Annotated in this window: 15 protein-coding genes and 3 pseudogenes; 6 read left to right on the top strand and 12 right to left on the bottom strand. The window is 69.6% G+C overall.

Going from position 1 to position 16,923, the window contains the following annotated elements; all coding sequences use genetic code 11:
- Nucleotides 1-9: 9 nt before the first annotated feature.
- From ACIQTP_RS37445 to ACIQTP_RS37435, 3 genes are read right to left on the bottom strand one after another with little or no spacing between them, the layout of a single operon-like run.
- Nucleotides 10-771 (bottom strand): energy-coupling factor ABC transporter ATP-binding protein, encoded by a 762-nt coding sequence (locus ACIQTP_RS37445; RefSeq protein WP_402041896.1) that lies wholly within the window; start codon nt 769-771, stop codon nt 10-12.
- Nucleotides 759-1,556: a cobalt ECF transporter T component CbiQ gene (gene cbiQ, locus ACIQTP_RS37440; protein WP_403408375.1), complete on the bottom strand. Its 798-nt coding sequence runs from the start codon at nt 1,554-1,556 to the stop codon at nt 759-761. Before cbiQ ends, ACIQTP_RS37445 begins: the two co-directional genes overlap by 13 nt.
- A 1-nt stretch (nt 1,557) precedes the next feature.
- Complete coding sequence (locus ACIQTP_RS37435; RefSeq protein WP_403408373.1) at nt 1,558-2,598, bottom strand: energy-coupling factor ABC transporter permease; 1,041 nt, start codon at nt 2,596-2,598, stop codon at nt 1,558-1,560.
- A 205-nt stretch (nt 2,599-2,803) separates the two neighbouring features.
- On the opposite strand from ACIQTP_RS37435, the gene ACIQTP_RS37430 reads away from it, so the two are divergent.
- A complete protein-coding gene (locus ACIQTP_RS37430) occupies nt 2,804-3,160 on the top strand; it encodes an SsgA family sporulation/cell division regulator (RefSeq protein ID WP_168492518.1) in 357 nt (118 codons plus the stop codon).
- A 105-nt stretch (nt 3,161-3,265) separates the two neighbouring features.
- Here the strand turns inward: ACIQTP_RS37430 and ACIQTP_RS37425 are convergent.
- Nucleotides 3,266-3,394 (bottom strand): annotated as a pseudogene (locus ACIQTP_RS37425) (EamA family transporter); the annotation flags it as partial.
- 335 nt (nt 3,395-3,729) lie between these two features.
- Here ACIQTP_RS37425 and ACIQTP_RS37420 point away from each other — a divergent pair.
- Both ACIQTP_RS37420 and ACIQTP_RS37415 read left to right on the top strand, forming a co-directional pair.
- On the top strand, nt 3,730-4,716 hold the full coding sequence (locus ACIQTP_RS37420; RefSeq protein WP_371646945.1) for a hypothetical protein: 987 nt from the start codon (nt 3,730-3,732) through the stop codon (nt 4,714-4,716).
- A 77-nt stretch (nt 4,717-4,793) separates the two neighbouring features.
- The gene (locus tag ACIQTP_RS37415; RefSeq protein WP_225900338.1) at nt 4,794-4,967 is read left to right on the top strand and encodes a hypothetical protein; all 174 of its coding nucleotides are present in this window, start codon (nt 4,794-4,796) and stop codon (nt 4,965-4,967) included.
- 393 nt (nt 4,968-5,360) lie between these two features.
- On the opposite strand, the pseudogene ACIQTP_RS37410 reads toward ACIQTP_RS37415, so the two are convergent.
- Nucleotides 5,361-5,822 (bottom strand): annotated as a pseudogene (locus tag ACIQTP_RS37410) (ISL3 family transposase); the annotation flags it as partial.
- A gap of 32 nt (nt 5,823-5,854) precedes the next feature.
- The gene (locus ACIQTP_RS37405; protein ID WP_355858566.1) at nt 5,855-6,223 is read right to left on the bottom strand and encodes a VOC family protein; all 369 of its coding nucleotides are present in this window, start codon (nt 6,221-6,223) and stop codon (nt 5,855-5,857) included.
- A gap of 63 nt (nt 6,224-6,286) precedes the next feature.
- On the opposite strand from ACIQTP_RS37405, the gene ACIQTP_RS37400 reads away from it, so the two are divergent.
- The gene (locus ACIQTP_RS37400) at nt 6,287-6,745 is read left to right on the top strand and encodes a MarR family winged helix-turn-helix transcriptional regulator (protein WP_403408370.1); all 459 of its coding nucleotides are present in this window, start codon (nt 6,287-6,289) and stop codon (nt 6,743-6,745) included.
- A gap of 104 nt (nt 6,746-6,849) precedes the next feature.
- On the opposite strand, the pseudogene ACIQTP_RS37395 reads toward ACIQTP_RS37400, so the two are convergent.
- The 5 genes and pseudogenes from ACIQTP_RS37395 to ACIQTP_RS37375 form a co-directional block, all read right to left on the bottom strand.
- A pseudogene (locus ACIQTP_RS37395) lies at nt 6,850-7,373 on the bottom strand (EamA family transporter); the annotation flags it as partial.
- Nucleotides 7,370-7,876, bottom strand: a complete 507-nt coding sequence (locus ACIQTP_RS37390; protein ID WP_403408368.1) for a YbaK/EbsC family protein — start codon at nt 7,874-7,876, stop codon at nt 7,370-7,372. The gene ACIQTP_RS37390 and the pseudogene ACIQTP_RS37395, both read right to left, overlap by 4 nt.
- A gap of 86 nt (nt 7,877-7,962) precedes the next feature.
- On the bottom strand, nt 7,963-8,787 hold the full coding sequence (locus ACIQTP_RS37385) for a DUF4253 domain-containing protein (protein ID WP_403408367.1): 825 nt from the start codon (nt 8,785-8,787) through the stop codon (nt 7,963-7,965).
- A gap of 148 nt (nt 8,788-8,935) precedes the next feature.
- Nucleotides 8,936-10,606 (bottom strand): penicillin-binding transpeptidase domain-containing protein, encoded by a 1,671-nt coding sequence (locus ACIQTP_RS37380; protein WP_403408365.1) that lies wholly within the window; start codon nt 10,604-10,606, stop codon nt 8,936-8,938.
- Nucleotides 10,607-10,703: 97 nt separating this feature from the next.
- Nucleotides 10,704-12,347, bottom strand: a complete 1,644-nt coding sequence (locus ACIQTP_RS37375; protein ID WP_403408363.1) for a penicillin-binding transpeptidase domain-containing protein — start codon at nt 12,345-12,347, stop codon at nt 10,704-10,706.
- Between the two features lie 444 nt (nt 12,348-12,791).
- On the opposite strand from ACIQTP_RS37375, the gene ACIQTP_RS37370 reads away from it, so the two are divergent.
- A complete protein-coding gene (locus ACIQTP_RS37370; protein WP_403408361.1) occupies nt 12,792-13,952 on the top strand; it encodes a pentapeptide repeat-containing protein in 1,161 nt (386 codons plus the stop codon).
- Between the two features lie 192 nt (nt 13,953-14,144).
- Here ACIQTP_RS37370 and ACIQTP_RS37365 read toward each other — a convergent pair whose 3' ends face one another.
- Nucleotides 14,145-15,884, bottom strand: coding sequence for a dolichyl-phosphate-mannose--protein mannosyltransferase (locus ACIQTP_RS37365; protein ID WP_403408359.1), 1,740 nt, complete (start codon nt 15,882-15,884; stop codon nt 14,145-14,147).
- Nucleotides 15,885-15,978: 94 nt separating this feature from the next.
- Here ACIQTP_RS37365 and rsmI point away from each other — a divergent pair, with 94 nt between their 5' ends.
- Entirely contained in the window at nt 15,979-16,836 is an 858-nt protein-coding gene (gene rsmI, locus ACIQTP_RS37360; RefSeq protein WP_403408357.1) for a 16S rRNA (cytidine(1402)-2'-O)-methyltransferase, read from the top strand.
- The last annotated feature ends 87 nt before the right edge of the window (nt 16,837-16,923 follow it).

Below are 16,923 nucleotides of genomic sequence, written 5' to 3'. Positions count from 1 at the left end.
CGCCCATTGTCACGGAGTACGCACAGCTGTCGAGCGCGGGTCGAAACCGAAGGGCAGTTCCAGGCGGTGGGTGCGCATCAGCTCGTCGTCGGAGAGCAGCTCGCCGGTCTTCCCGTCCGCCGCGATCGCGCCGTCGCTCAGGATCAGCGCCCGGGGGCACAGTTCGAGGGCGTACGGCAGGTCGTGCGTGACCATGAGGACGGTGACGTCCAACGACCGCAGGATGTCGGCGAGTTCACGGCGTGAGGCCGGGTCGAGGTTGGAGGACGGCTCGTCGAGGACGAGGATCTCCGGCTCCATGGCGAGGACGGTCGCGACGGCCACCCGGCGGCGCTGCCCGAACGACAGATGGTGCGGTGGACGGTCGGCGAAGTCCGCCATGCCGACCCGCTCCAGAGCCGAACGGACGCGCTCCTCCAGCTCGGCGCCCTTCAGGCCCGCCGCGGCCGGCCCGAAGGCCACGTCCTCCCGCACGGTCGGCATGAAGAGCTGGTCGTCCGGGTCCTGGAAGACGATGCCGACCTTGCGCCGGATCTCCGCCATGTGCCGCTTGCCGACCGGGAGTCCGGCCACCGTCACGGTTCCGGCGCCGCCGGTCAGGATGCCGTTGAGATGGAGGACGAGGGTGGTCTTGCCGGCGCCGTTCGGGCCGAGCAGCGCGACGCGTTCGCCACGCCCGAGGCTGAAGTCGACGCCGAAGAGGGCCTGGTGGCCGTCGGGGTAGGCGAAGGCCAGTCCGGCCACTTCCAGAGAGGGGGTCACAGGGTCCATCCCAGCAGGCAGACGACAAGGGCGGCGAACGGGAGGGCGAGGGCGTACGACCACTGCGCCCGGGACGCGGTCACCTCGTCGATGACCGGCATCGAACCGGCGTACCCCCGGCTCACCATGGCGAGATGGACGCGTTCCCCGCGCTCGTAGGAGCGGATGAACAGCGCGCCCGCCGACTTCGCGAGGACGCCCCAGTGCCGTACACCCCGGGCCTCGAAGCCCCGCGACTCACGCGCGATCCGCATCCGCCGCATCTCGTCCGTGATGACATCGCCGTAGCGGATCATGAAGGAGGCGATCTGTACGAGGAGCGGGGGCAGCTTCAACCGCTGGAGCCCCAGCAGCAGTTCGCGCAGTTCGGTCGTCGAGGCGAGGAGCACGGAGGCGGCGACGCCCAGGGTGCCCTTGGCGAGAACGTTCCAGGCGCCCCACAGGCCGTTCACACTGAGCGACAGACCGAGGACGTCCACCCGCTCGCCCTCCGCCACGAACGGCATCAGCACGGCGAAGGCGACGAACGGGATCTCGATCAGCAGCCGCTTGAGCAGGAAGGCGGCCGGTACCCGGGCCTGGTACGCCACCGTCGCCAGGAGCGCGGCGTACAGCGCGAAGGCCCACATCGCCTCGCGCGGGGTGGAGACGACCACGACGACGAAGGCGAAGGCCGCGGCGAGTTTGGTGTGCGGCGGCAGGGCGTGCACGGGGGAGTGCCCGTGCCGGTAGAGCCTGTGTGCTCCCCCACTCCCGGCTCCGCTCGAGCGGGAGGTACCCCCATCCGCGCCCACCTCAGGCCACCTGCGAGGGGGAGACGTCGGCGCTGTGGCGCCTGCGTACCGCCCAGAAGATCCCCGTGCCCGCGACGACGGTGACGCCGACGCCGATCACGCCCGCGAGGCCGCCGGAGATCCGGGCGTCGGAGATGTCCTTGACGCCGTAACCGGCGAGCGGGGAGTCCTCGGTGTGGTGCTTCTTGGTGTTCTTGTCGATGCCCTGGTCCTTGGCGACCTTCTCCAGGCCGTCGGGGCTCGCGGAGGCGTAGAAGCTGACGAAGCCCGCGAGGGCGAGGGAGGTGACGAGGCCGACCGCCCACACCTTGCGGCGGGAGGTCCGGGCGGCCACGGGGACGGCGGGCGCGGGCGCGTCGACCAGCTCGCCGCCGACGCGCAGCTTCAGCCGCTGCTGCAGACCGCGCGCCCCGTACACGAGGTCCGGTCGTACGGCGATGACCGCGCCGACCGTGAGAGCGGTGATCGTGGCCTCGCCGATGCCGATGAGGACGTGCACGCCGATCATCGCGGTGGCGACCTTGGTGATCGGGACGTCGGTGGTGCCGCCGAGGGCGTAGATGAGGGTGAAGGCGACGGCGGCGGCCGGGACGGAAAGGAGCGCGGAGACGAAGGCCGCCACGGTGATGGAGCGCTTCTTGCGCGGCAGGACCTTCACCAGGCCCCGGAAGAGGGCGTAGGAGACGACCGTCGTGACGATCGCCATGTCGGTGATGTTCACGCCGAGTGCGGTCAGGCCGCCGTCGGCGAAGAGGATGCCCTGCATCAGCAGGACCACGGAGACGCAGAGGACTCCGGTGAAGGGGCCGACGAGTATCGCCGCGAGCGCGCCGCCGAGCAGATGTCCGCTGGTCCCGGCGGCGACCGGGAAGTTCAGCATCTGTACGGCGAAGATGAAGGCGGCGACCAGGCCGGCGAGCGGCGCGGTCTTCTCGTCGAGTTCGCGGCGGGCGCCCCGCAGGCTCACGGCGATGGCGCCGGCGGCGACCACTCCGGTGACCGCGGAGACCGGGGCGTTGATGAATCCGTCAGGCACATGCACCGTTCGATGATAGTGCCTTGTTGCGAACGGTTTGCAAGAGCGAGGTGCCCATGAATAGCGGCGAAGTGGTGATGCATGGCGGGGGCTGATCCGGGAACCCTGTGGGTACGCGCAGTCCGTGGGCGAAATCTCCGGAATGTGCGACATTGGAGAGGTGGCGGATTCATAGATTCCGCACAGGTAACGCAGCGCAAGGAGTCGGTTCATGTCCGCCGTCGAACAGTACGCACGCGCCCACATCGTCACCGACACCGCAGACTCCGCCGAGGACGAACACCAGGTCGTCCCGGTGGCCCTCAGCTACGACCCCGACGCCGATCCCCGCCAGGTCCACATGACGCTGCCCGGCCCCCACGAGTGGGCCTTCCCCCGGGAGCTCCTCGAGCGAGGCCTGCGCGCTCCGGTCGAGTCCGGCGACGTACGCGTGTGGCCGTGCGGCCGGGTGCAGGCGGTCGTGGAGTTCCACTCCGCGCAGGGCGTGTCGGTGGTGCAGTTCGACTCGAAGGTCCTGATCCGCTTCCTCCGCCGTACGTACACAGCGGTGACTCCGGTGGCCCACTGACGGTCGGCCCGCCCCGCGTGCGGCCTCAGCCCGCGTGCGGCCTCAGCCTCAGCCTGCGTGCGGCCTCAGCCCGCGTGCGGCCTCAGCCTCAGCCTGCGTGCGGCCTCAGCCCGCGTGCAGCATCAGACCGATCCCCACCACCAGCAGCCCCGCCGCCGCGAGCCGGGACGCCCCGAACCGCTCCTTGAAGAACACCGCCCCGATCGCCGCGCCGACGATGAGCCAAGACCGCCGTCACCCCAGGTGACCCGCAGCGATCTACCGCCGGATCCCCCACACCAAGGACGAGGATCAGACCGGGGTCGACCGACAGGAACGCATCTGCCGGGAGATCGCCGAACGGCTTCAGGACGACCACGGCATTGCCGCGCAGATACAGGTCTCCAAGATCTCCGAATACCTCGACGTGCCGCCGCCCACCTCCGACTCCGACGCGCCCCACGTCCCGAAGGTGGACGGTCCCATCATGTGACGTCTGGTCAGTGTGTGCGGGGCGGAGGGATTCCGAAGCGGACCGGGAACCCTCCGGAAGACGCCGGCGGCGACGCCGGGACCAACAGGGGGAGCCGGTGCCGACCTTCGAAGAACTCTTCCACGTAAATCTCTCACCGCTGCAGTCGGCGGCCGACGACTGGGCCGCCATGGCGGTCCTGCTGAACAAAGTCGCCAAAGAGGCCGGGAGTATGCGCAGCCTGGCCCAGGGCACCGAGTGGAAGGGTGAGAACGCCTCCGTCACCAAACCGTTCGTCGTCCGGGTGTCGGACGAGTTCACCGACGCGGTCACCGAAGCGGAGAGCGTCGGGAACCTGCTGAGTTCCGCGCACGACAAGATCAAGGCGGCCAGGGACGACCTGAAGGTTCTCTGCGAGAATCCGCCCGCAGGCATCACGATCCATGCCGACGGCACGCTGAGCCGTAGCGTCCAGCCCCAGCGCATGTCGCACGGGGATCCCGAGTCCGTGGTGACCCAGGACGACTTCGACGCCCTGCAACGCCGCATCGATGCGATCATCGCCCGCGCAGCGGAAGCGGACTCGACCTGTTCCTGGGGCCTGTGGCAACTCACCAAGGACAAGCACGAGTTCGGCAGCACGTATTACGGCTCCCTCAAGGACGCGAGCACCGACGCCCGACAGGCGCAGCAGACGAAGACGGATTCGGTGGAGTACACGCCGCCCGCCAAGTGGGGCAGCGGCACCATCAAGCCCATCGCTGAATTCCTCAGTTACCGCTCCTGGATGGGTGGGGGAGAGGCGGCACTGCACGGAGACCTCAACGGCGCGATACAGGGCGCAATCGGCGGTGCCCCCTCCGCGGCCGGCGGCGAGGCCAGCAAGCACCTCGCCAAGGGCGCGCTCCTGAGCGACGTAACCGGGAAACATCATCGCCCCACGTTCATCAATACGATCGGCAAGTTCGGGGAGAAGATATTTGGCGTGCCGGTCGCCGTGGTCGCGACGGGGGTCGACTTCTACTACACGCCCGAGGCGCCCAAGGGGCCGGGCGACACCCATGTGGACGCCCCAGGGGAACCGGGAAAGGTGAGGTACCAATGACGCACTCCGCTGGACCGCCCACGCGCGGGCGCCGCCGCCCGGACCTGCGGCACTGGCTGAGACCCCAAAGTTCACGGATGGTCGTCTTCGGCATCTGCATGGCCGTCGGCGGGCTCGCCGGTGGGGTGCGCTCTGCGTTGGACGGGAAGGGGATCTGGACGATCCTCGGCACCTTCGCCCTGGGGATTTTCGGCTTGCTCATTGTTGTGAGCTTCTTCGTCAACTACGAGGACCGGCGAGGCCGCCGCTGAGCTCCTTGGAATCAATCACCTTCTAGGAATCCTTCCGTGCAGGGCCGGGGAGCCGCGCGAGACGCGTAGCGCTTTTCGGCCCTATCCGTGTGGGGAACTTGGCCGCCTGGCGCTCGACCGCCCGAGCCCACTGCTCGCTGTGGTGTCTCGTCACCGGGGCACCTCACGCTCTTCACGGGCGATCTCACGGTTCGAGGCGATGTCTTCGGCTACTCCAGCGGCCAGGAGTGCGGCGCCGGGGGTGTGGCCGGAGCCGACAAAGCGCCAGTGCCCATCCGGCGCCGTGCCGGGCGTGGTGTCGAGACCGACGGCCCGCGTGGAGGCGGGAGCAGGGGGAGCAGACGGTTGCGCGTCTGTTGCGGCAGCGGACGAGGAGCCGTTCGCCGGATTCTGCCAGGTCTTGAACACCTGCTTGGATCGGCCTTCGACCATGTCCAGCAGTCTCGACGGTCCGGTGCCGTCGCGGACCGGGGTGAGATCGATGATGACGGTGACGAACTTGTCCCCGCGGCGGGTGTGGCGCCACGCATGCTCATCCACGCCCAGGACTTGGACACCGTCGAAGCGGGTCGGGTCGGCGATCAGCAACTGGTGGCCGGTCGCCAGGACGGCGTCATTGACGGTGTGCCAGGGCACCCCGAGCCCGGCGGCGATCCGGGCGATCGACATCCGGTCGCTGACGACACTCTTCAACGCCCACCTCACCGCCTGCGTCGAGAGTTTCGCCCTCGGCGCGGCGGCCGCGGTCGTGCCTTGGCGCCAGACCTGTCCGCAGCCGGAACAGCGGTAGCGGCGGATGCGGACGTGCGGGATCGTTGCCCGCCAGCCGAGCGGGACGTGCGCCAGTCGGCGCAACCGCTGATGATCGTCCGGTGGCGTTTGGTCGATCAAGCGCGGTCGTGGAGCGTGACCTGGTAGCCGTCGGGGTCGGCGAAGGTGAAGGTCCGACCGAAGGGACCGTCGATCGGTGCGGAGACGATGGTGTGACCGTCGGCGACGAGCGCGTCGTGGATGGCCTGGACGTCGGTGGCGTGGAGCCAGATCGCGGCACCGATGCCGGGCTGAGCGACGGATGCGAGGTCGGTGCCGGGAATGACGTCGCGGAGTGCGAACGCGATCGGCTTCGTCTCGAAGACGACGGCGTGCGGAGGTCCGGCCGGCGAGCGGACGAGGCCCAGGTACTGCTCGTAGAACGCCTGCGAAGCGTCGAGGCCGCGCACTTGGAGCGAGATGAAGTCGGGGCCGGTAGCGGGCATGATGACGCTCCTTCTTTTCGTGTCAGTTTTCTGACATGCGTCAACCTATGTCAGAATGCTGACATGAGTCAAGAAGGTGTCGGCGTCAACCTGGAGACGTCACTGGGCTACCTGCTCAAAGAAGCGTCGAGCGCCCTCCGCGCGGCCATGGAGGAAGTGCTGCGGCCGCTCGGGATGAGCGTGACGCACTACTCCTGCATCGAGCTGCTGGCGCAACGACCGGGCTTGTCGAACTCCGAGCTCGCGCGAGGCGCGTTCGTGACACGGCAGACGATGAACGTGCTGCTCCAGACCCTGGAACGAGACGGCTACGTGACCAGGCCTGCGGCGGCGCCCGTCGGGAAGGTGCTTCCCACGCGGCTCACGCCTCGCGGCCGACGAAGCCTCGAGAAGGCGAGCGCAGCCGTCCGGTCCGTCGAGGCCAGAATGCTGGCCGGCCTGACCGAGACCGAGCAGTCAGACGCGTTCCGTATCATGCAGAGCATGATCCATTCCCTGCGCGGTGACAACGAGGGTGCATAGCTCGTTCCGCGGCGCACGTCTCGTCGCGCTCGGACAGGAATGCAGCCGAGCCTGAAATCCGTGTCGGCGACCTCGAAAACCGACAGACCCCGACTACACCCTCTGTACCCGAGCGAGGAACCGGAGGCGCGTACGCCGAGTCCGTCCACGACGGTGTACGCGGCGATCGACAGACCGGTGGCCAACGCCGCGCCGATGGCGGCCCAGTTGGGGCGCCGCCCGCGCATTCCCCACAGCGCGACCCCCGTCAGCCCCGCGCACGACACCGTGATCCCCGCCGCCGCCCACGCGTCCGGCACCTCGTGCGCGAACACGGCCGCCAGCACGGTGACGACCAGCGGGGCGGTCCCGCGGGCGATCGGATACGCCTGCCCGAAGTCGCCCAGCCGGAACGAGCGCATCAGCAGCACGTAGTACAGGACGTGGATCGCGGCCGACACGAGCAGATACGGCCACGCCCCAGCCGCCGGCACCGCCACGAACGGCATCAGCGCCAGCCCGATCAGCACCCCGCCGCCCGCGATCAGCGTGAACCCGACGAGCTTGTCGGTGATGCGGTGCGCGATCGCTTCCAACTGGCGTGGGTGACCGCGGCGAGCAGCACCGACGCGGTGACCAGCGGGGTCACAGGTGCTGCTCGCGCACGTCCACCAGCGTGCCGCCCGCCCGCGCGACCAGCGTCCTGGGGTCCATGGGGAACACGGTGTACGGGGTGCCGGCCGCGGCCCACACCACGTCGTGGCCGAGAAGCGAACGGTCCGCGAGGACCCGCGTCCTCGTACGGTGGCCGAAGGGCGGCACCCCGCCGATCGCGTACCCGGTCGTCTCCCGTACGAGCTCGACCCTGGCCCGTGTCACCTTCTCGGCCCCGAGCTCCCGCCGCACGAGCTCCACGTCCACGCGCGACGCCCCGTCCATCAGCACCAGCACCGGCACCCCGTCCGCGGCGAAGATCAGCGACTTGCAGATCTGGCTCAACTCGCACCCGATCGCGGCGGCGGCCTCGTCGGCGGTACGGGTCGCGTCCGGGAAGCGGCGGATGCGCGGCAGCAGATCGGCGAGGCCCAGCTCCTCCAGGGCCTGGGCGAAACGGGGGTGGGCTCCGGACTCTTCGGCGGCGTCGGTCGTCATGGGCGGCACGCTATCGGTCGGTGTAGGAGGCACGCGAGCGGGTTCCGGTGCGCCGGGCGCCGGGTCTCATGCCTGTCCGACAGGGCCTAGTCCCACCAGAAGCGCCACAGCGGGGCGTCGATCAGGGAGGCGGCGTAACGGGGGAAGGGGGTCGGGGGGTCGTTGACGATGTTGTCGGCCGTGGTCAGGAGGTGTTCGAGCGCGATGTGGGCGGCCTGCTGTTCGTCGCGCGGCGGGCTCGCGACGGAGACGTACAGCGTCGCTCCGACGACGGTGAGGACACGTGCGCCGAAGCGGTCCTCCCAACTGCGCAGGAGAGCACAGAGCAGGGGCAGCGGCGCCTCCGCACGCCAGCCGACGACGGCGGGGATGTCGGCGCTGCGCGCGGCGGCGACGAGACCGAGACAGGCGTCTGTCGCGTTGTACGGGTCGTCGGCCATGAGATGGGCGAAGGCCGAGCGCGCGGCCTCGTCCGGGTGGACGCCGCAGGAGGCGAGGGTGGCGGGGGCCAGTCCGGGCCAGTGGTCGAAGGGGGCGCCGGGGTCGTCCTCCCACGGCTCGACGAACGGTGCGATGTCCTCGGGCGGTTCGAGGGGCTCGGACGGGGCGGCGAGCCGGGCGAGTTGGTCACGCCGGTAGGCGCGCCAGCCCTTCTCCAGCTCGGCTTCGAGGTCGACGGCGGCTATCTCGGCGAGGTCCAGCGAGCGGGGCCGGTCGTCGTCCGCGTAGCAGAGGATCGGCAGCAGGCCGGTCTCGCCCTGCTGCCGCTGGCAACGTGTCCACCAAGCCAGCGGGTCCGACGGTGGTTTGTCGGAGCGCCACATGACGGGGGAGCCGTCGGGGACGGCACGGCCTGCGGGCAGCCCCGCGGGCAGTCCTGCGGGCAGCCCCGCGGGAAGGGAGAACGTCATGCGCGGAGCGTAGAAGCCCCCACTGACATCGCTCCCGAGCAGTTCCCGAGCAGTTCCCGAGTCGCCCCCGGTCGCACCCGAGGCCGACCCGTTCCCCGCCCGGACAGGTCCTGGCTGCCACCCGGACGTGCTCCGGCGCCCCGCCCGGCTAGCTTCCCGCCTTCAGGAGCGCCGCCACGATCGGGCCCGCCGTGTCGCCGCCGTGGCCGCCCTGTTGGACGACGCCCGCCGCGGCGAGGTCGCCCTTCCACGCGGTGAACCAGCCGTTGGGCTTCTTCTGCCCGTCGACCTCGGCGGAGCCTGTCTTCGCGCCGTAGTCGGGGCCGAGGCCGGACATCGCCTGGGCGGCGGTGCCGGACGCCGCCGTGTACTGCATGAGTTCGCGGAGCTGGGCGAGGGTGGTGGCGGGGAGGGTGCGGGAGGCCGTCGCCAGCTTGCGGTTGTCGACCGCCGGAGACACCAGGTACGGCTGGTGGAAGACGCCCGTCCTCACCGTGGCGGCGACCGAGGCCATGTTCAGCGGGTTCATGCGGACCCCGCCCTGGCCGATCAGCGAGGCCGCCATCTGGGCCGCCGACTGGACCGGGACCGAGCCGTCGAAGGACGGGACGCCGATGGCCCAGTTGTTCATGGACAGGCCGAAGTACTGCTGCGCCTGGTTCGTCAGGTCGGAGTTCGACAGCTTCTTGGCCTGACTGATGAAGGCGGTGTTGCAGGAGCGCGCGAAGCTCGCCTTGAACGTGCCGCCCTTGATCTCGAACTTGTCGTCGTTCTGGAACTTCCAGCCGCCGTACGTCACGTACTTCGGGCACGGGTGCTGCTTGTCGGCCGAGGCGAGCCCCTTGTCGATGAGCAGCGACGACGTGATGACCTTCATCGTGGAGCCGGGGGCCAGCGAGCCCTGGAAGGCCGTGTTGAAGCCGTGGCTGGCGTTGGCGACCGCGAGGATCTCGCCCGTCGAGGGGCGCATCAGGACCACCGACGCGCGGTCCTTCTTGGCGACCTGCTGCTCGGCGTCCGCCTGGAGGGTCGGGCTGAGCGTGGTCTTCACGGTCCCCGGGGTGCCCTCGCTGAGGGTCACCAGGGTCTTGTCGGGGGTCTTCTGGGTGCCCTTGGTGGCGGCCTTGCGGACCACGCGCAGTTCGATGCCCGCCTTGCCGCCGGCGATCTTGCCGTACTTCTCGCGCAGCCCGTCCAACACCGTGCCCAGCGAGGGGTACTTGGCCGTGGTGATCTCGCCGCCGTCGCGGTCGAGGGCGGTGACCGGGGGAGTGCCGGCCGGACCGGTGACCAGGCGGTCGCCGTCCTGGAGGTCGGGGTGCACGACCGACGCCTGCCAGCCGACCAGCGCCACACCGTCCTTGGCGCGCCGCACGACGGTCAGCTTCGAGTCGTACGTCAGGGGCTTGCTCTTGCCCTTGTACGTGACGGTGGCCTTGACGGAGAAGGGGACGGAGGCCCCGGACGCCGTGCCCGGCGTGAGCTTGACGCCGGTGATGTGGGCGTCCTTGCCGTAGCCGGTCAGCAAGGTCGTCGCGGCCGCCGAGTCGTCGGTGGCCGCGGCCGCCTTCGCGACGTCACCGCTCTGCCAGGCGGTCAGGAACCGCGTGGACAGCGCCGTGACCTCGGCCGCCGACGGCGGACCGGTCTTCACGGCCTTGTGGCCGGCGGTCTCCGACGTACGGTCCTCGGCCGCCGCCCCGCCGCCGTACAGGCTGTAGGCGCCGAACGCCCCGCCGCCGACGACCACCGCGATCAGCCCGCCGACCACGGCGGGCTTCGTCTTTCGTCGCTCGGCGACGCGCCTTCTGTTCCCCACAGCTTTCGATCCTCCGCCTTTTCCCCAGGTCCCCCGGCACCCTCATGCTCCTCAACGAGAGCCCCCACCCTAGGGTCCCGCCCTGTCAAGGGTGACTTCAGCCGCCCGTTCGTAGCACAGCTGCGACGATCGGACCGGCCGCGTCCACCCCGTGACCGCCTTGCTGGGTCATCGCGGCGGCCGCGATGTCGTTGCGATAGCCGGTGAACCAGCTGTTCGACCTGGACTGGGCGTCGACCTCGGCGGAGCCGGTCTTGGCGCCGATGTTGCCGCTGAGCCCCGCCATCACCTGGGCGGCGGTGCCGCTGGTCGCGGTGAGGTTCATCATCGCGCGCAGCTGCGCGGACGTACTGCTGGGCAGGCCCTTCGCCGTCGCCAGTTCCCGGTCGTCGAGCTTGGGCGAGACGATGACCGGCTGCCGGAAGGTGCCCGTCATCGCCGTCGCCGTGACCGACGCCATGTTCAGCGGGCTCATCTGGACCTGGCCCTGGCCGATCGCGTTCGCCGCGCGGTCCGGGCCGCCGGAGGCGGGGACGCTGCCGTCGAAGGAAGGGATGCCGGTCTTCCAGTTGTTCTGGCCGAGGCCGAAGCGCGTCTGCGCCTCGGTCGTCAGGGACTCGTCCGTGAGCGGTTTCTCGTCGATCAGTTTCACGAAGGCCGTGTTGCAGGACCGCATGAAGCTGTTGGCGAGGCTCGCCTTCTCGTTCGGCGCGAGGTCGGTGAGGTTGTGGAAGGTCTCGCTCTGCCAGGTCGCGGTCTGCGGGCAGGGCGCCGGGCCGTTCATGGTGGTCACGCCGTTGTCGATGAGCATCGCCGAGGTGATGATCTTCATCGTGGAGCCGGGGGCCAGGGTGCCCTGGAAGGCCGCGTTGAAGCCGTCCGCGCGGTGGTTGGCGACCGCCAGCACCTGACCGCTGCTCGGCTGCACGGCCACCACGGACGACTCGGCGTACCGGGCGGCCGCCTTCTCCGCCGCGGCCTGCACGCCGGCGCTGAGGGTGGTGCGCAGCTTGCCGGGCTTGCCCTTGGCGAGGGTCACCAGTGCGGTGTCCCCCGCGCCCTCGGACGCGTGGTGGATCGCCAGTTCGACCCCGGCCGTACCGCCCGCCGTATCGCCGTACTTCTCGCGCAGCGCGTCCAGGATCGGACCCAGCGAGGGGTACTTCTCCTTCGTCAGGACAACGTTGTTCCGGTCCACCGCCTCGATGGGCGGGCTCGCCGACTCGCCCGTGACCAGCGTGTCGCCCTCCTGCAACTCGGGATGCACGACGGACGGCTTCCAGTCGACCAGCGCCTTCCCGGTGGTCTCGCCGCGCACGACGGTCAGCCGGGAGTCGTACGCGAAGGGCTTGGACTTCCCCTCGAACGACACCGTCGCCTTGACGGAGAACGGCACGGTGGCCCCCGTCGCCGTCCCCGGGGTGATCTTCACTCCGGTGAGATGCGCGTCGTCGCGGTAGCCGGCCAGCAACTCCTGCGCCTTCTGGGCGAAGTTGGTGTACGCGGCGGCCTTGGCGGCGTCCCCCCGCTCCCAGGCGGCGAAGAACTTCGTCGAGGTCTCCTTGACCTCCGCGCCGCTCGGCGGCCCCGTCCTCACGGCCGCGGGTCCGCCGCCGCTCCCCGAGCCTCCGCCGCCGCTCCCGCTGAGCGCCGACATCACATTGAAGGCGCCGTATCCGGCACCCCCCACCATCACGGCGAACACACTGCCGATGACGGCGGCCTTTGCCCCCTTGCGCATCGCGCGAAACCCTCCCCGTGGACCCTCCCCCGAACTTCTGAACGCGTTCAGAAAAGCCGGTCTGCAGGGCACTGTATGCGGGAGGAGTGACACATGGGGCGGAGATTCTCCGAATCGTTAGACAGAACAACGATGGCGCGAGACACAACAACGATGGCGCGAGACGGAACGACGATGGCGTGGCGGTCGCCCGCCACGCCATCGTCGTTTCTCTCCTGTTGGTTGGACCGGATTGGCCGCAGTCAGACCTATGAGCTGAGGGCGCCCGGGTGGCAGGCCCTGCCTGTGTGGGGTGCCATGGGAGGGATGACGCGGACCCTGGGCTCTGGAAGGCTCCGCCGGACCACGCGGCGGAGGCCGACGCGGCGGCGTCAGCAAAGCCGTCACCAGCGGCTCCAGGCGCCGGGGCCACCGAACACCGGTCGAGTCCATTGGGGCGGACTGGTGGCGGCCAGCCTGCCAGGACTCGCTGCCCTGCTTGCGCTGCTGTTCACCTGGATGCAGGTCACGCAGACCGGGAAGGAAGTGGGGATCAGCGAGCAGGGGCAGATCACCAACCGATTCAACGCCGCGATCAACAACCTGGGGTCGACGTCCCTGGATATACGACTCGGGGGAATCTACGCGCTGGAACGGATCATGCACGACTCGGCCCGCGACCAACCCGCTGTCATATCAGTCCTGTCCGCATATCTACGGCAACACGCTTCTGTTCCAGTTGGCAGCACGAAGAAGGCGCCCGGCGAGTCGGGTGACAAGCCATCGCCCCGCGCCGACGTCCAGGCGGTGATGACCGTGTTGGGCAACCGCAGCCCCGATCGCGACCAGGGGGCACCGATTGACCTCAGCCGCACCGCACTGCGTGGGGTGAGACTCCCCGGCGATCCCACCGAAATCCCCTTCCGCGGTGCCGACCTGTCAAACGCAGATCTCCGCGACTCCTCCCTCCCCAACGCGGACCTCCGAGAAGCATCGTTGATACGAGCGAACCTCTCGGGGGCGGCGCTGAGAGGATCGCGGCTCGACCTTGCATATCTGACGAACGCGAACCTCGCAGACGCAGATCTGTCCGGCTCACACTTGAACGGCGCGGGTCTGGAAGGCGCAAACCTCACAGGCGCGTCCCTCTGCAGCGAAGTGTTCATGCAGACCGCACAGGGAGGCCGAGGAGCTGCGGCAGCCCTGCTGAGCCGGGCCCGACCAGTCGGCCAAACCAGACCGGAGGGTTGCGCAGACTTGGCCGACGCGCTCCTAGTCAAGGCGAACCTAACCAACGCAGCGCTCTTCGGCATGAATCTCACGAGAACGATGTTCTGTCCTCCCCCGGAACCCGGCTTCGACAGCGGCGACTGCGCGAATCTGACTGGCGCCACACTCAGCGAGTCGAATCTCAAAGGCGCGTACCTGTCAAGGGCAAACCTCAGGGGCGCCGACTTGGCCCACGCCGACCTGACTGGCGCGGACCTCACGAATGCGGACCTCACGAACGCGGACCTCACGAATGCGGACCTCACGAACGCGGACCTCACCGGGGCCAAGGTCGCCGGGGCGAAGTTCGAGGGGGCCAAGCTGAAGGGGGTGCGCGGGTTGCCGCCGTCACTGTGACCCGTCTTGAGGCCACAGAGGGGTGAGAAGCCCCGCTCAGGCGGGTTGCGCCACGCGGTCTGCAAATCTGCTGCGGGGCGTAGCTGGGGCCGTCTCTGGGCCGTACGAGGGTGGCCAACAACACCCAACAACGACCGCCGACAACAACGATGGCGCGGCAGTCCGCCGCGCCATCGTCGTGCACCCGCCCTGCTAGACCCAAGTGTCCAGCCACATCCGGGAGCGCCACTGGTCTATGGGGATCGCCGTGCCCGTGTACAGGGGCCAGAAGTAGATGAAATTCCAGGCGATCAGGAGGACCAGGACGCCCGCGCTCGCCGCGCCGATGACGCGGCGGCGTTCCGTGGAGCCGGGTGGGCCGAGGATCGCGCCGATCATCATGGCGACCGCCAGGCACAGGAACGGGACGAAGATGATGGCGTAGAAGAAGAAGATCGTGCGCTCCTGGTACATGAACCAGGGGAGGTAGCCGGCCGCGATGCCGCAGGCGATCGCGCCCGCCCGCCAGTCACGGCGGAACGCCCAGCGCCACAGGACGTAGATGATCGCGAAGCAGGCGGCCCACCACAGGAGAGGCGTGCCCAGGGCCAGGACCTCGCGGGCGCACTTGTCGCCCGCGTCGGAGGGGCAGCCGTCCTTGCCGGGCAGCGGGGACTCGTAGAAGTACGAGACCGGGCGGCCCAGGACGAGCCAGCTCCACGGGTTCGACTGGTAGGTGTGCGGGGACGAGAGGCCGACGTGGAACTCGTACACCTCGTGCTCGTAGTGCCACAGGCTGCGCAGCCAGTCGGGCAGGAAGGTCCAGCTGCCGCCCTTGCCGTCGGTCGCGGCCCAGTTGCGGAAGTAGCCGCCCTTGCCGTCGGTGGGGGAGAGGATCCAGCCGGTCCAGGAGATGAAGTACGTGACGATCGCCACCGGGACCGTCGCGAGGAACGTGATGCCCGTGTCGTGCTTGAGGGCCGCCGCGTACGGGTGACGGGCGCCCGCGACCCGGCGCGCGCCGACGTCCCACAGGACCGCCATCAGGCAGAACGCGAAGAGGACGTACAGGCCGCTCCATTTGGTGCCGAGGGCCAGGCCCAGCATCAGACCGGCCGTCCAGCGCCAGGGGCGCCAGCCGAGGCGAGTGGTCTCGGCGATGTGCGCGTCGGGGCGTACGAGACCGTCCGCGCCGGTGGGCAGGGCGACCGCCAGTCGGGCACGCGCGCGGTCGCGGTCCACGATCAGACAGCCGAAGGCCGCCAGCACGAAGAACATCAGCACACCGTCGAGCAGCGAGGTGCGGCTCATCACGAAGTGCAGCCCGTCCACCGCCATCAGCGCGCCCGCCAGACAGCCCAGGAACGTCGAGCGGAACATCCGGCGCCCGATCCGGCACAGCAGCAGCACCGACAGCGTGCCGAGCAGCGCCGTCATGAAACGCCAGCCGAACGGATTGAAGCCGAACATCCATTCGCCGAGCCCGATGACGTACTTGCCGACCGGGGGATGCACCACATAGGCGGCGTCGGACGGGATGCCGACGTGCCCGTTGTTCTGCAGGATCAGGTCATTGGCGTTCTTGTCCCAGTTGACCTCGTACCCGCGGTGGATCAGCGCCCAGGCGTCCTTGGCGTAGTACGTCTCGTCGAATATCACCGCCTTCGGGCTGCCCAGGTTCCAGAACCGCATCAGCCCCGCCATCAGGGTCACGAGCAGCGGGCCGCCCCAGCCCGACCAGCGCGTGATGCGTTCCGTGACCTCGTGGCGCAGCCCGAGCGCCGCCCAGATCCGGGGACTGGGCTCGGCGTACGGCGGCACGAGCCGATCACGAACATCGCTTCTGGGCGGCGCGGTATAGCCGAAGCGGCGCAGCCGCTGCTGCCACGACGGCCGCCGCTCTTCGGCTGCCTGGCCCTGCCGGGTGTCCGTGGAGGACGCGGTACTGGTCACCGCGCCATCGTAGGGAACAGGTCTGTGGGAGTCCCGTGCACGGGCCTAATGGGTGGATGCGACTGCCCCCGAATGCCCCTGCGAGGATGGAACTGTGACAGGAACCCTTGTTTTGGCCGGCACCCCCATCGGCGACGTGGCCGACGCCCCGCCCCGGCTCGCCCAGGAGCTGGCGGGCGCGGACGTCGTCGCCGCCGAGGACACCCGCAGGCTGCGCCGGCTGACCCAGGCGCTGGGCGTGCAGCCCACCGGGCGCGTGGTGTCGTACTTCGAGGGCAACGAGGCCGCCCGTACGCCCGAACTCGTCGAGGCGCTGGCCGGCGGGGCGCGCGTGCTGCTGGTGACCGACGCCGGGATGCCGTCCGTCTCCGACCCCGGGTACCGGCTGGTCGCCGCGGCCGTCGAGAAGGACATCAAGGTCACCGCCGTACCCGGCCCGTCCGCCGTGCTCACCGCGCTCGCGCTGTCCGGGCTGCCCGTCGACCGGTTCTGCTTCGAGGGGTTCCTGCCCAGGAAGGCGGGCGAGCGGCTGTCCCGGCTGCGGGAGGTCGAGGGCGAGCGCCGCACGATGGTCTACTTCGAGGCCCCGCACCGCCTCGACGACACCCTCGCCGCGATGGCCGAGGTCTTCGGGGACGGGCGGCGGGCCGCCGTCTGCCGCGAGCTGACCAAGACGTACGAGGAGATCAAGCGCGGGCCGCTGGGCGAGCTGGCAGCCTGGGCCGCCGAGGGCGTACGCGGGGAGATCACGGTGGTGGTCGAGGGCGCGCCGGAGAAGGGCGCCGAGGAACTGGACGCGGCCGAACTGGTGCGCAGGGTGCGGGTGCGGGAAGAGGCCGGAGAGCGCCGCAAGGAGGCCATCGCGGTGGTCGCCGCCGAGGCCGGAATTCCCAAGCGCGATGTCTTCGATGCGGTGGTCGCGGCAAAGAACGCGGCGCACAGCGCCCCATAGAAGAGCAAAGGGCCAGCACGGAAAGCAAAGCTCAGGCCGTGTCTTTGAGGCATTCCGACAAGGAAAGGCCAAAACGACTCCAATAGT

It is taken from the genome of Streptomyces sp. NPDC090798 (genome assembly GCF_044768965.1).
GTDB lineage: Bacteria > Actinomycetota > Actinomycetes > Streptomycetales > Streptomycetaceae > Streptomyces.
This window is presented reverse-complemented; position numbering and strand designations above follow the sequence as displayed.

What these genes read in the sequence shown, in the direction of transcription:
- ACIQTP_RS37445 (WP_402041896.1), bottom strand. Translation starts at nt 771, where the DNA reads ATGGACCCTGTGACCCCCTCTCTGGAAGTGGCCGGACTGGCCTTCGCC.
- ACIQTP_RS37430 (WP_168492518.1), top strand. Translation starts at nt 2,804, where the DNA reads ATGTCCGCCGTCGAACAGTACGCACGCGCCCACATCGTCACCGACACC.
- ACIQTP_RS37415 (WP_225900338.1), top strand. Translation starts at nt 4,794, where the DNA reads ATGGTCGTCTTCGGCATCTGCATGGCCGTCGGCGGGCTCGCCGGTGGG.
- ACIQTP_RS37405 (WP_355858566.1), bottom strand. Translation starts at nt 6,223, where the DNA reads ATGCCCGCTACCGGCCCCGACTTCATCTCGCTCCAAGTGCGCGGCCTC.
- ACIQTP_RS37400 (WP_403408370.1), top strand. Translation starts at nt 6,287, where the DNA reads ATGAGTCAAGAAGGTGTCGGCGTCAACCTGGAGACGTCACTGGGCTAC.
- ACIQTP_RS37390 (WP_403408368.1), bottom strand. Translation starts at nt 7,876, where the DNA reads ATGACGACCGACGCCGCCGAAGAGTCCGGAGCCCACCCCCGTTTCGCC.
- ACIQTP_RS37385 (WP_403408367.1), bottom strand. Translation starts at nt 8,787, where the DNA reads ATGACGTTCTCCCTTCCCGCGGGGCTGCCCGCAGGACTGCCCGCGGGG.
- ACIQTP_RS37375 (WP_403408363.1), bottom strand. Translation starts at nt 12,347, where the DNA reads ATGCGCAAGGGGGCAAAGGCCGCCGTCATCGGCAGTGTGTTCGCCGTG.